Annotated in this window: 7 protein-coding genes; 1 reads left to right on the top strand and 6 read right to left on the bottom strand. The window is 30.7% G+C overall.

All coding sequences use genetic code 11. From position 1 onward, the window contains the following. Nucleotides 1-59 precede the first annotated feature (59 nt). Nucleotides 60-1,238, top strand: coding sequence for an acyl-CoA dehydrogenase family protein (locus HGB55_RS02515; RefSeq protein WP_168814348.1), 1,179 nt, complete (start codon nucleotides 60-62; stop codon nucleotides 1,236-1,238). Nucleotides 1,239-1,273: 35 nt separating this feature from the next. On the opposite strand, the gene HGB55_RS02510 is transcribed toward HGB55_RS02515, so the two are convergent. The 6 genes from HGB55_RS02510 to HGB55_RS02485 all read right to left on the bottom strand — a co-directional run bounded on the left by HGB55_RS02510 (nucleotide 1,274) and on the right by HGB55_RS02485 (nucleotide 15,496). Continuing rightward, complete coding sequence (locus HGB55_RS02510) at nucleotides 1,274-4,975, bottom strand: LamG-like jellyroll fold domain-containing protein (protein WP_168814345.1); 3,702 nt, start codon at nucleotides 4,973-4,975, stop codon at nucleotides 1,274-1,276. Nucleotides 4,976-5,090: 115 nt separating this feature from the next. After that, nucleotides 5,091-10,091, bottom strand: coding sequence for a LamG-like jellyroll fold domain-containing protein (locus HGB55_RS02505; protein ID WP_168814343.1), 5,001 nt, complete (start codon nucleotides 10,089-10,091; stop codon nucleotides 5,091-5,093). 167 nt (nucleotides 10,092-10,258) lie between these two features. Next, nucleotides 10,259-12,709, bottom strand: a complete 2,451-nt coding sequence (locus HGB55_RS02500; protein WP_168814341.1) for a TonB-dependent siderophore receptor — start codon at nucleotides 12,707-12,709, stop codon at nucleotides 10,259-10,261. A gap of 2 nt (nucleotides 12,710-12,711) precedes the next feature. Next, nucleotides 12,712-13,428: a DNA repair protein RecO gene (recO, locus tag HGB55_RS02495; protein ID WP_168814339.1), complete on the bottom strand. Its 717-nt coding sequence runs from the start codon at nucleotides 13,426-13,428 to the stop codon at nucleotides 12,712-12,714. 373 nt (nucleotides 13,429-13,801) lie between these two features. Then, nucleotides 13,802-14,047: a hypothetical protein gene (locus HGB55_RS02490; RefSeq protein WP_168814337.1), complete on the bottom strand. Its 246-nt coding sequence runs from the start codon at nucleotides 14,045-14,047 to the stop codon at nucleotides 13,802-13,804. A 123-nt stretch (nucleotides 14,048-14,170) separates the two neighbouring features. Beyond that, on the bottom strand, nucleotides 14,171-15,496 hold the full coding sequence (locus HGB55_RS02485; RefSeq protein WP_168814335.1) for a sensor histidine kinase: 1,326 nt from the start codon (nucleotides 15,494-15,496) through the stop codon (nucleotides 14,171-14,173). Nucleotides 15,497-15,498: the final 2 nt, after the last annotated feature.

Raw genomic sequence — 15,498 nt, 5'->3', positions numbered from 1 at the left:
AAATTAATTTCTAAACAGTTTAATTGCTAAATTTGTTAGAAACCAAAAATAATTAATTAATGTCACAAGATTTATTTCAAGCTCCGGATTACTATCAACTTGATGAATTATTAACTGAAGAACATCTTTTAGTAAGAGATGCTGCGCGAGAATGGGTAAAACGTTCTGTTTCTCCAATTATTGAAGAAGCTGCACAACAAGCAAAATTTCCAACTTCAATAATTTCAGGTTTAGCCGAAATTGGTGCATTTGGACCTTATATTCCTGAAGAATATGGTGGCGCCGGTTTAGATCAAATGTCGTATGGTTTAATTATGCAAGAAATTGAACGAGGAGATTCCGGTGTACGTTCAACAGCATCTGTCCAATCTTCATTAGTAATGTATCCTATATGGAAATATGGCTCTGAAAAACAAAAACAAAAATACCTGCCAAAATTAGCCAGCGGTGAACTTATGGGTTGTTTTGGATTAACCGAGCCCGATTTTGGATCGAATCCGGGAGGAATGGTAACCAACATTAAAGATAAAGGTGATCATTTTTTATTAAATGGAGCAAAAATGTGGATTTCAAATGCACCTTTTGCAGATATTGCCGTAGTTTGGGCAAAAAATGAAGCCGGACGTATAAAAGGATTGATTGTTGAAAGAGGAATGGAAGGTTTTTCAACTCCGGAAACTCATAACAAATGGTCTTTAAGAACTTCTGCAACAGGAGAGTTAATTTTTGACAATGTAAAAATTCCTAAAGAAAATATATTACCTAATAAAGATGGTTTAGGAGCTCCTTTAGGCTGTTTAGATTCTGCACGCTATGGAATAGCCTGGGGCGCTATTGGTGCTGCTATGGATTGTTATGATACTGCTTTGCGTTATGCTAAAGAGCGTATTCAGTTTGATAAGCCCATTGCTGCAACACAGCTTCAGCAAAAAAAATTAGCTGAAATGATTACAGAAATTACCAAAGCGCAATTACTGACTTGGCGTTTAGGAACGCTTAAAAACGAAAATAAAGCAACCTCTGCCCAAATATCTATGGCAAAGCGTAATAATGTTGATATGGCTTTAAAAATTGCTCGAGAAGCACGTCAGGTACTTGGTGCAATGGGTATTACAGGAGAATATTCAATAATGCGGCACATGATGAATTTAGAAAGTGTAATTACTTATGAAGGAACTCATGATATTCACTTATTAATTACAGGGATGGATATTACCGGACTGCAAGCTTTTAAATAAAAAAAGGGGCTTTAATTAAAGTCCCTTTTTTTATACTATTCAATAATAATCTTTTTTTCAAAAGTTCCATTAGCAGTGTTTAATTGTACAATATAAACTCCTGTAGTGGTTTTTCTAATAGGTAATAATAAATGTCTTCCTCCTAAATCTCCTTCCCAAGTTTGTACCATACGACCGTATATGTTATATAAATTTATACTTAAAATTTCGGCATCAATTATTTTTTTAACCTGTACCGCATATTGTGATTTATGTGTAAATATACTAAACCCTTGCTCTAACTTTATTTCTTCTAATGTTTTTAAACGTGGTTGAAAAACCAAAGAAAATCTGTCCAAATACTCTCCTGCTTCCAATTCTATTTCAAAAGATTGTTTGTTTATTTGATATGTTTCGCCTGTTAAATTATCTTTAATATATAACTTCTTACTTTCTTCTATATTCTCAAGTTTATCAATTTTTATTGATATTAAACCATCTTCATCAATTATAATTCCCAATGGTATTTCTCTATCTATATTTAAATCCGGTAATCCTTGAATTACATATTTTTTATCATCTATTATCCAAAACATATCTTCAGGTAACAAACCATATATTTCTCCATCAAATCCCCAATCTGCTAAATCAGTTGTTCTATCATCTACGGTTAATAATAATTGCCTATGCCCGGTTTTTGAAGCTCCAAAACCTATTCTAATTTTTTGTCGAGTATCAGTAATAACAACATTTTTATTTTTGACAACGCTTGCTTTTTTTGATGTGACCTCTTTCATAAAAATAGAATTATCAGGATTTGCTTCAGTTACAAAAATACGTTGGCCATTATTAAACTTAATTTTATCATCTACATCGGAATACACAAAAAATCCTTGACCTACAGGGATGTATCGCTCTGGAGTTTTAGGTGTTATACCACTAGGTGTTGGTGCCGGTGTTGCTCCTGACTTAGTATAAGTTGCATAAGAGCCTTCATAATCTGCTAAATAGTGACTATCTCCACCATAATGTTCCCAAAAATATAGAGTACCACTTATTGAAGTATTATCATCTATAAATTGATCTGCATCTAACGCTGACGGATATGGATTACCTACCAGATAATTATTGCCTGAAGTTATATTTAATTCAATATCTCCATTATTGGGCTTACCTACAAATACATAATTTTGGTCAGGTGAAGGTGGTCCCGGATCGCTGGGCCCTTTCATTGTAAATCCTTCACCTGCATTTAAAGATCCTGTACTACCTATTTGTAACCATTGGCTATAATCCCCTGCTGTTCTATTAACAAATTTGTATAACCAATAATTTGCAATTTGAATTGGTAGTGAAGCTGTAGCAGGAGCACCATCATAACCAGATATAAAAGAAATATCTTTAGGCGTATTTGTATATGTACCGTCTTTTAAAACACTTGCAATTGTGAAAGATGAACCTGATGGTGTTCCTGTTTGTATTACCGGAGAACACCAATAGTTGTATCTATACCTGTTTCCTTCTCCTTGTTGGTCCCTTTCTATATATCCGCTACTTGTATCATCCAATACACTTCCTTCTATTTGTATTAATTGTGATTCTCCTTCTAAATCAATAACACCATCTAATTTTAAATAATTGGTTACTGTTAAACTATACCCTGTATTTGTACCGGTATTTCCATCCACTTCTAATTCTTTATCCGCATCAACAAGCAGACCTAATACAGTAATATCTCTAGCATTTTGCATATTTTCTGTAACGTGCACAATATTCCAATCAATAGAAGTACTTCCATCAATACCAGTTGTATTTGGAACGTAAATATCTGCATTATTTAACCAGGTGCCTGCAGTATCCCAATCAGAATTTGTGATAGCTACATAAGGTAAAGGCGCTGTAATTTTCTGTTGTGTTGTAATATTTTTAGGTGAACCATTAATACTGTTAACAGAATAATCTGTTGCAGTATTGTTAATTAAAGGATAGTACCCTTTTAAATTACTCCATTGTAATCCTCCTGAAATTGGTAATGGGATAATTTCTCCTTTTACATTCCCAACATCATTTTCGATATGCTGGTTCATCATTTCTCGTATTTGAACTTCGCTTAATGCTGTATCCCAAATACGTACTTCTTGAATGGCTCCGTTGAAATAATCTAATGCTTCAACACTTGAGTAACTGTAGTACATAGCCCCAATAATAAAATTAAAATTATTATTTACTAAAGCCCCTGAAAAAGTATCATTTCCAACTGATATACCGTCTATATACAAAGTAGCTGTTGTTCCATCATAAGTTACTGCTAAATGACGCCATTGATTATTTGTTATTGCATTTGTTGTTGTAATATCTATAATTAAATTTCCTGAATTATCCCACCATCTAAATCGTGGATAATTATTATAATCTATATCTAAACAATATCCTCTCCAGTAACGAGAAGTAACACTTGTAGAGGAAGTTCCTTTTGTAACAATCATATTAGATCTAGAACTTGAATTAGTTGCTTCCTGAAAAACCCAAGCTTCTATTGAAAAATTACCTGTTAAATCATGATTATCCCCAAAATCAACATAATCATCAGTTCCATCAAAATCTATTCTAGGTATATATGCTTCAATATTTATAGTATAATCTTCAACTTCACCATCAAACCCTTTTTCACAACTTGTTGGGTCTGCACCATCTATATCCCATTTTACAGATACTCTCATTATAGTAGAGCCTACAGAGGCTGACAAAGGAACTGTTATTGAATATGGAGAATTTGAAGTAATACCATTATTAACATTTTTGGCAGTGCCTAAATCATATTCTTCATTAACATCATCAAAATCTCCATCTTGATTCCAATCTATCCAAGCAAATACATTTACTGTATAATTACCATCTGTATTAACATTTACCGTTAAATCATAGGGAGACCCTTGTAAAACAGTTGTAGATTGACTTGTAAAATCTGAATAGTCATTATCTTCGTCATCAGGTTCACTATTATCTATTGTATTAAACTTAACCTGTTTTATTCCTGTATAATAACCGTCAGAATCATTTCCATAAGATAAACAATATTTAGTTGATACAATTATAATATTATCGAAAGCAACTCCTGTATCTTGCACTGCTTCAGATGAAGCAAAAAGAATTCTAAATTTAACTTGAGAATTATTATCAAATCCACCATTTTCTAAACTTAAGTTGATACTTTTGGTAACCCAACCACCACTATCTCCAGACCAACCATCTTCACCATTATTAAACGCATCAACATCTGTATCATTATACCAATTTGTATTAGCTACACTTCCTAAATCAGACCAACTTAATCCATTATCCAAAGAATATTCCACTTTCATGCCATCCCAATCTACTTCAGTATCAAACCATATATCAAATTGAAAAACGATATTAGAATATCCTGTGAAATCTATAGTTGGGCTTGTAGCAACTACATAAGTATCATTATTGTAATAATAATATTTTACCCACCAAGGCCTCCCAGTAAATTCATACATTTCAGAGTAAAAATAATTACCAGACGCTCCTGTAGAGTGAGCTGTATTATTTCCTAATAACCAATCACCATTGGTGGTTTGAGTGTTAGACCAACCACCAAATCCAGATTCAAAATCTTCAGAATATATAACGGTAGTTTGCGAAAAAGAATTAAAACCAATAAAACAGAAAACAAAAAATAGTAACTGAAATCGTATTTTAGTGATATACTTTAATATGGGTACTATTATCCTCATTATACAATATTTTCATTTGTATATTTGTTTTGAGGTTAATGAGGGGAACAACAAATTTAAACCAAAATTATTTATAATGCAACAGCCCGTAACCTATAATACATAACCAAATATGTTATTGAATAACTACCTTTTTTATAATGCTGCCATTTCCTGTAGTTAACTGAACCACATAAACTCCCGTTGGGGTTTTGCTTATAGGCACTGAAAACTCTCTTTGATTAAAATTACTTTGTAAATTACTGATTGATTGTCCTAAATAATTATATACGCTTATTCCTGTAATGGTGGTATCTACAATCTTTTTTACATACAATTCTGAACTTTGATTGTCCATATATAATGTGATACCTTCTTCTAAGGCTACTTCTTCAATGGTTTTTAAACGTGGCTGAAACACTAACGCAAATCTGTCCAAATATTCTCCTGCTTCCAATTCTATTTCAAAATCCTGTCCGTTTATTTGATATGTTTCTCCTGTTGTATTATCTTTTATATAAATTTCTTCACTTTCTTCTACGTTCTCAAGTTTATCTATTGTTATTCTTGCTAAACCGGTTTCACTAATTACAAGCCCTAATGGTATTTCTTGGTCTTTATTAAAATTATCAATGCCTTGTATTACAAATTCACCTTCGTTTATTAACCAAAACATATCTTCATTACCTTTATCAATCATTATTGCATCATAGCCTAAATCAAATTCTTTTGTAGCATTTTCATCTGTACCAACTAATATTTGGCGATGGTAGCCTGTTGGAGAATCAAATAAGAGCCATATTCTTTGGCGTGTATCTGTATTTACTGTTGTTTCAGAACTTTTTGCTTTTTTTGAACCTTTAAAAAATAATGAACCATCATTATTCTCTGTTTCTCCCTCTAATTTAAACGCTCTTTGACTGTTTTTAAATACTATATCGCCTCCTGTTACGGTTGTAATAGCCGTTAATGATTCATTAAGTGCTGTTGTAACGAAAAATCCTTGGTTTAAAGGAATATATCTTTCTGGTATCTTTCCTCCGCCATTACCTGTTGCTTTTATTCGTTCATCAGTTGCGTACGCTTGAACACCTCCTGTTAAAGTATATGTAGCGTAACCCCCTTCATATCCCGATAAATAATGTGTTTTCCCTGCAAAATGATGCCAAAAATAGATTGCTCCATTTATTATGTTAGTTGATGCTCTTCCGCCATCTTTGATATTATCTTTTATAAACTCATCTGCATCAATAACTGAAGGATACGGATTGCCTATTAACCGATCTTTATTAAGCTCTATTGATAATGTAATAGTTCCGTTATTGGGCCTTCCTTTAAATACATAATTCTGCTCATCTGTAATTGATGCTGTACCAGAAATTCCCTTCATTGTATAGCCTTCTCCCGCTTCTAAAACGGTGTTTTCATCAATCTTTTTCCATTCTCCATAATTACTATTGGTCCCATTAAATTTCCATAACCAATACGTGCTAAGCGTTAACGGATTTGTTTTTGCTCCATCTGCTGCATAATATTCCGATTTAAAATTTATTGTTTCCAGAGGATTTAACGAATCTGTACCATCTAATAGAATACTTTTCACAGTATATGTTTGATTTCCTTCACTTGAAACTCCTGTACCTCTTGTACTTATACCTGCTGTATTGATTGTACTTACTGAGGATGACCAATAATTATAGTTATAACTGCTTGCAGTTCCTTGCTGATCTCGTTCTATATATCCTCCGCTATCGGCATCTAAAATACTGCCTTCTGTTTGTATTAATTGTGACTCTCCCTCTAAATCTAAAATACCATCTAATTCTAAATACCATGAATTATACAGAGGTTGATTACTTTGAATTGAAAGCTCTGAGCCATTATTTACTATTAATCCAACAGTTCTATGAGGATATGATGTAGTTAGATTATTTTTAACGTGTGCAATAATCCAGTTTTTATTAGTTGTTTCATCTGCAATATCCAAAACGTCTCCATTTAACCATGTAGCAGAATCAGACCAATTACCATTTGATTTTGTTTCAAAAGGTAATGGTGCTGTTTGATAAAAAATATTTTTAACATTGTATATTTTAGCTCCTGTTAAATCAGGTGAGGGAGTTATTTTGTTATCTAAAATGTCATCTTTATAAACATCCATTTTATAGTATCTAATTAAATTAGATCCTATTGTTGAAGATATATCTAATGGAATAATTGCACCCCTGTTAAAACTATTAGTGTCATCTAACTCTTGGTAGACCATTTTTTGCAACTCCTCATCTGATAAAGCTTTGTTAAATACTCGTAATTCATCCATCTCTCCTTTAAACATCTCACCAGTATCAAAAGATAAGCTTGATGGCGTTCTGCCAATTCTAAATTTTTGATTTGTACTTGTATTTATACCTCCTTGAATGTCTTCATTTCTACTAGCAACTTTTTCTCCATTTACATATAATTTTACTGTTTCCTCTGTATCAGAACCATTATAAACCACCGCTACGTGAGTCCATATATTTAATGATAACATTGTTGAATCCGGTGCAGTAAGAGGGTATTGATCATTAATTTCAACTCTTAAACGTTTTGTGGCGTTAATTCTAATCCAAAAATTATTTTGTCCCATTATGGCTCCATCATTAGAGAAATCGGAATCTAATTTAACCCAAGCCATCATAGTTGCTTCAGAAAGACCATTCACAATATCTTCACCATCTTCTTCAATAAAATCATTTCTTCCATCAAAATAAAGAGCAAATTTATCATCTAAATCCCTAGGCGAACCAAAGACTGTTTCATCGGTATCAAATAAATCAACAATACCATCGCCGTCTGTATCATTAGTGTCGTCAATTATACCATCATAATCCGTATCTAAATTTGCATATAATGTTGTTTCAATATCATATTTTTCGTCATTATTTGAATCTGTATCAATATAATCCGGCAAACCATCATTGTCTGTATCTTTAACATAATAAGTAAATCCAACACCTTGGTTTTCATTCCCATACGCTGTATTAAATGTACTTCCATTATAATAATCATATATATCTAAAATTCCATCTGGAAAATACTCTAAAATTCCATCAGAATTAATATCTGTTTCTCTTACCAAATCTGTATCACTTCCATCTCCAACACCATCTCCGGAAATATCTCCATCTCCGTTTTGGAAATTGACATCAGCTGAATTCCCCGCTCCTGATTCATCAACATCAAAAATACTATCATTATCACTATCTAAATCTAAATAATTAGGAGTTCCATCACCATCAGAATCTAAAACTGTATGGCTTTCGGCAAGATCATGCATACCATTTGAATTATTATCAACCCAAGTTCCTGAAAGTGTAGCTGTGCCTCCACTATAATCTCCTAATCCAATTTCAACAACATCAGGAATACCATCATTATCTGAATCTAAATCAAAAACATCGGCCACTCCATCACTATCTGTATCACATAATGTTTGACTTATTTCAATGTCATCAATTGCTAAATCGTTTCCTAATCCTCCTGTTTCATTATTAATAAAATACACATAAAACTCATTAACATTTAATGTTAAATCAGCTGAAAATTGATACCAATCTCCATCTAAATTCCCTGCTGTTGTTGGTGGAATATCTCCAGTTGTAATTGAAGCTAATAAATTATCATCAATATCTCTAAATTCAACTAAAATATCAGGTCTCAATCTGCTTTCAATACCCGGAGCATCAGATCTATCAATATTTAATACCCAAAAACTATACGTAATAGGTACATTTGGAAGTGCACCACTTATTGTTGCGGTATAAAATATTCCAGGATCGTAAGAAGCATTAAAAATTGCCATTCTACCATTGACATCACCAGTATGATCGCCTCCTAAAAACCAATATTCTGAAGCCCAAGATGCTATTTGCGTAGAAGAACCTACTGTATATTCTCCATCATTAAGGCTGTAATCTGATAAGCTAGAACATGTTGCTGTATTTGTACCGGATGTCCCGTCTTCATAACAATACGTTGTAATGGTATCATAATTAGTATCTATAGTAGTTCTATTTGTTCCTGTTCCAAAAGTTTCGTTTAAAAATTTATAATTTGCTGTTACAGAAATAGCAGAATTTTTACATGTATTTTCTTCTTCTTCATCTCTAATACCATCATTATCATCATCAATATCAACATTATCAAAAATGCCATCACCATCACTATCAAAAAAGTTTTGCTCAGCACTTGCCTGTATGGAAAATTGATAAATTGATTCATCACTATCATCATTATTGATAATTATAGTGCCAGAAAAAGTTCCTTCACTTGTAGGGCTAAATTCAACTACAAAACTACTACTACTTGTACCCGAAATTGAACTTGAACTTGGCTGTGATATTACAGTGAATTCTGAAGCTCCGCTAATTTCAACAATAGGATTTCCTGTTAAATTTAATGTTGAACTTCCTAAATTTTGAATTATAAAAGTTTTGCTAACACTAGATGATACATTTATTATTCCAAAATCTGTATTATCATTTTTAGAAATTGAAGTATTTCCGTTTAAAATATCAATTCCATTACCTTGAACGTTTATTTCAGGCTCTATAGGTGTTCCTTCAACTATAATAGTATCAAATCCATAAATTTCGGTATCAGCATCGTTTTTGATTTTTACTATAATTTGAACTGTTAAACCATTTAAACCTGTTTCTGCTACTGTTTTAGCAGAAAAATCATCATAATTATCTCCACCTGTAAACAATATTTCAGAACCATCATCAAGTTTGTAATAAACTTTAATATAGTCGTTTGACTCCATTGTCCCTCCAACTTTAAAAACATCTATTTTTAAGCCAATGTTAGTATATGCAGATATGTCTATTAATTCCGTAGTAAAAATTTGTTCATTAGCATTTACGTCTCTTGCTTGCATTTCATTAGATACTACTTTAAAATAGTCATTTGCATCGGTTCCATTAACATCAGAAGTTGTTGTTAATGTCCATCTATCATCTGTACCTGTTATTGTACCATTAGCATAAGTTGAAAAATCCTCTGTCCAAATGTTTATTTGAGAAAAAGTATATAGTGGAAAAATAAATAAAAGTACAAAAAAGGATACTTTAATTTGGGGTAATTTTAGTATCATAGCTAGTGGGGTTATGTGTGGGTATTACAAATATAATAAAAAATTGTTAATAACCAAATTTTTTTACTTTTATTTTAACACATAAACAATTGGTTATTAAAGTTTTAATACAACAACCTCTTTTAAACCCTACTTGATCTTATTAACAATACCTAAGTAATCAACCATTAATTTACCAATACTGATACTGAAAAATTTCGCCCGGGAGCACTTATTGATGTGGCAAATTCTTTATAGTGTTGATCTAAAATATTATCAATACTTAAATATAGAGTAATGTTATTTTTAATTTTATAATTGGCATTTAAATTAAATGTACTCCAACTTGGTACACCATAATAAGAATCGGTAGCGCTATTGTATGGTGTTTGCTCAACATTGTCGATTCCTTCAATTAAATTATAGTCTTTTTCCTTCTTTTTTGCATTGAATTTCCAGTTTAAACCAGCCTCAAAACGTTCCTTTTCAATTCCAAATTCTAACGAACCAAATAAAGGAGGAATTGAAGATAGCGGTTCGTGCGTATCGTATGCTTTTCCTTTTGTATAAGTAACAGAGCCTTTTGTAAACCATAAATCTGTTATACTGCCTTTAAAACTATAAGTTCCTCCAACAATATAGGCGTTGTCTTTATTTACATTAGCTACAACGGTACCCTCTTCTCCATCGTACAAAATAGTTGGAGAATCATTTACCTCAAAATAATCTCTGGTAATATAATTGGTTAAAAGTGTGTAGTAAATATTTAATCCTGTTTGAAACCTTTTATTATTGAAATACTTTAAAATCCCGGTCTCAAAATTATAAGCATATTCCGGCTCTAAATTAATGTTTGGTACAGTAACCTTTCCTGATTTTTCTCTAATTTTACCAACATCGTCTAAATTTGGAGATCTGAAACCTGATGATATTACTCCGTTCAACTGCCAATTTTCGGTTGGTCTGTATGTATAACCAATTGTAGCTGTTAGGGCTGAATTATCTAACGTAATATCAAAATCTGGTAGCGTTATAAAAGTATCATCAATCCATTTTGCATTTAAATTTGTATAGTTAAAACGCAAACCGGTATTTAAGGTTGATTTTTTATTAATGTCTTGTCTGTAATTTACATAAGAGGCCAAACTTGAATAATCTCCACCACCATCAGGATAACGAGATTGAACGATAAAATCACCACTAAAACCTACAACTTTATTGTTTTGAACTTCTAAAGTTTTGCCATAAGCATTAGAATTTACTTTATTGTGTGTTGCTTCAAACCCATAAGAAAGAATTCTATTTTCACCTTTTGTTAAAGGCACAAAAAAATCTCCGTTCAAGCTATAAACATCAACTTTTTCTTTTCTATAAGTGCGATCGAGGCTGGTGAATTTTCTTTGAATTCGAGATTCTTTTATATTTTGATACGCAGCTGTTATAATTCCATTATTCAACCATTTTTTTTCAGGGGTAATTTTTAATTGAGAAGAAATCAATAAACGATCTTGAGGACCGTAATACCATTCTGCAAACTTTAAATTGTCACCTGATCTTTCATTTAAACTATCAAATCTATCTATATTTGAAGATGTTGAATACTGAAAATTAAAAACTAAATTGGTTTGATTTGTGATTGGTAATGCTATTTTTTGTAAAAAATCAGTTTGGTTATATCCTGTATTTTTTTGAATATTACTGTTTGAATTTACTACAGAATTAGGGTTATAATAGGTGTTGGTATTATTAGAATATTCAAAAACCTTTCCCCAGTCGTTAAAATTATGATTTCTATTTTTCCCCATTCGTAAATCTCCAAACTTACTATGAGAAATACTGGTATAACTTGCCCATTTTTTACTTCTAATCTCAACATCTCCCTGATTTGTAAATTCATTATTTACTGTTGAAAAACGAGAATACAGTGACGGTAAAACTTCATTTTTATCACTTATTTTAGGTGTTTTTGTGTAATAATGAACTACACCACCTAACGCATCAGAACCATAAATAACTGACGAAGGTCCAAAAATAACTTCTGTTCTATCAATAATATTTGGTGAAACAGTGATGGAGTTTTGTAAGTGACCTACTCTATAAATAGCGTTATTCATTCTAACTCCATCCACTACTAATAGCACCCTATTTGCTTCCATTCCACGTAAAACAGGACTTCCTCCTCCAAATTGTGATTTTTGAACTTTAATTCCGGGTAAATTTGCTAATAAATCCGCCGATGTTTGAGGAGCAATTTTTTTAATTTCTTCAAAAGAGGTAATTGTAACCTGTTCGGCTATTCTACTTCTTTTTTCTTTTCCTCTAGAAGCTGATAAAACAACCTCATCTAATTGTTCAGCTCTTTTTGTTAAATAAACAACAAATTCAACTATACCTAATTCTCTTTTTAAAATCTCATATTCAACAAATGATAGATGATTAAATGAAATAATATCATTAGCAGAAAATATCGATAAATCTGCTATACCTTTTTTATTGGTATGTACAACTTTTTCTTTTGTATCATTATAAATTGTTACATTCTCTATAGGAAAATTAGTACCTCTCTCAAGTACTTTAACCTGCTGTGCATTTAACTTTATAATTGTAAAAAAAAGTAGAATAATTAATAAGAATCTCATAACTAGCTGAATACCGATTTTAAGACATTTAATGATTTTGGTTTTTTAAAACCGCTTAAATGTAATTCAAAATACTGAATTAAAATGAACAGTATAGTTTGCCTGTTTTCGGCACTAAAATCAATTTTATGTAACACATCAAAATTTATGCCTAACAGCTTTTTAAATTGAACTAAATTCTCTCCTGAAACTGAGTTAAAATTATTAATATTAGTAAAGTTTCCTTCAATTAAATCAAAATAATTACTGTTAGGTAAATTCATTTCCGGATAAAAACCTAAAAATTTGGTCAAGTTTAAAAGAAAAAGCAAATGAAAGTTAGAAACATTATCGTGTGTATCTAACCATAAAAATGAAGTTTCTAAATATTCATAAAGAGATTGGTTTTGCTCTTCTTCTTTTATAGCATAGTATAGTATTTCTGCTAAGAAAAGCGCAATGGTTTGTTTTTTTATATTGGTATAAATTGAATTATAAAAATGGTCAATTTCAATATCTCTAATTGAGTTTAACGCTCCTTTATTGTTATGGTTAGCCGTTAAATTAAGTTGCATTAAAGGTTGAAAATATGCCGATTTAATTTTTGATTTTTTTGATTTTAAAATACCTTTAAGCATGTATGTTTTTATACCGCAATTTTTAGTATAGCAAGTTGAAATTAAACTTGTGTCTCCATATTTTATGGTATTAATTACTATTGCTTTTGTGTTTTCAATCATATTGAAATAATCAGCATTACAGATTGTTCAAATATATTTATTAATACTAAAGAAAAATAGTTATTGGTATTGAAATTTGAAGCAAAAAAAACCTTGAACATCATAATACTTACAATGTTCAAGGAATAAATAAATCAACCCCAAAGACTTATTTAATGTTTTTGTGTACTGTGCCAAAACCCCTCTTGACATTAATACATAACAAATATAGTATTGAAAATGATTACTTTTTGATGAAATTTACAAACGTGAAGAAATAATTTATAAATGGCATTATTTTAATAATAAACGGATATTTATAGTTATTTAAAATATTGCTTTTTGGTATTTTAATTGGTTAATCAACCTATTTTGTAGTGTTTTATACTGAATTTTAACTAGATTTTTTCAATTTTATAACCTCTACTGTTTGGTAAACCCATTTAGTCCCTTTCTTTTGATAAACAATTTTACGTAATATTTCATCATCACCTTGGAATGTTCTTACATAAATTGTTTCATGAATATTTTGGCATACACTTCCTCTCCCTATAAACTTAATAAATCTTTCTCCTATTACATTATTGATATCTTTCAATATTGAAGCATCAGAAGGTATTGTAAAATTAATTATTGACATGTATTATTGCTTTGCTCAAGATGCAAAATTAGTCATCAATTAATTAATTTTTGTGTAAAATTAACATGCAATAGTAAAAAATAAACGAACAGTAAGCTTATTTGAATAAATGGAATTTGAAGATTATTTTAAAGGGAACTTAATTGTGACCTGTGTTCCGGTTCTAGTTTCATCAGAAATATCTTTAGTAATAACTTGAACAGCTTTATTTTGATATAACATTCTGATTCTGTTCTCGGTAGCCTTAGCTCCAAAAAACTTACGCTTTTGTGACATGTGAGATAATTCTTTTGCTTTATTAATACCAATTCCATTATCAAGTACAACACATAAAACATATCCATTATCTTCTTTTATGGTAAGTTCAATAAATTTATCGCCTTCTTTTTTCATTATACCATGCCAAATAGCATTTTCAATAAATGGCTGTAAAAACATTGGTGGTACTTTTATCCTTTCTAAGTTTAAACTTTCATCAATATTCACCACATAATTAAATCCTCCGGTAACTCTCATTTGCTCAAGTTTTACATACAAAGCCAAAATACCTAATTCTTCAGAAAGCGTTGATATTGGGCTTGATGAACTATTTAATATAACTCTGATTAACCTTGAAAATTTGGTGATATAATCTGAAGCTTTTTCTACTTCATTTTTTAATACGAAGTTATTTATCGAGTTAAGTGAATTAAATAAAAAGTGTGGATTCATTTGACTTTGAAGCGCAGTCATTTTAAGTTCTTCCATCTCTTTCAACTTAACTGCTAAACGTACTTCAGCATTTTTGCTTTTTTGCTCTACTCTTTTAATTATAAAACCTATTAATATAGAAAATATAAGACATTGCAGTATCGCGCCTAAATAAACAAAAAACATAGGTTCGTACCCTTTATTTATAAAAAAGCCTTTACCTATAAAATGTTCTGCAAAACTAATATTGGCAAATAATACATATATTAAAGATCCTATTACAAAAAATAATGAAAAGTTATCTTTAATATTTTTCAATATTATATAAAAAGAATAAAGTGAAAATGCTGATAGTAAAATTGAAACTATTTCAAAGGCTTTTGTTTGAAAGTGATACCCAAAAAATAGTTGAATTAAAATAAAAATAGGTGCTAAAACAATCAATGCTTTTGTTGCAATCTCAAAAAATTTATCCCATTTAATTAAGTGTGTTCTAGTTTCTAAAAGCTCTCTGGCGAAAGCTATATATGCAGCATATCCTAAAAATTGTATAGGAAAATTAATGTATTTATATATTTCTTTTATTTCAGGTGATAAAATATGTTGTAGTAAATATAGTGTAAGTGATAATAAATAAATACTATAATACAGGTATAGTTTATTTTTATTTTGGAAAAATATTAAAATATGGTATATGAATAAAACGAAAAGGCCTCCTCGTATCCATGAATATATTTCAGAATGGAAGTCTAAAAGCATTC

The sequence above is a fragment of the Lutibacter sp. B1 genome (genome assembly GCF_012524075.1).
Classification (GTDB): domain Bacteria; phylum Bacteroidota; class Bacteroidia; order Flavobacteriales; family Flavobacteriaceae; genus Lutibacter.
This window is presented reverse-complemented; position numbering and strand designations above follow the sequence as displayed.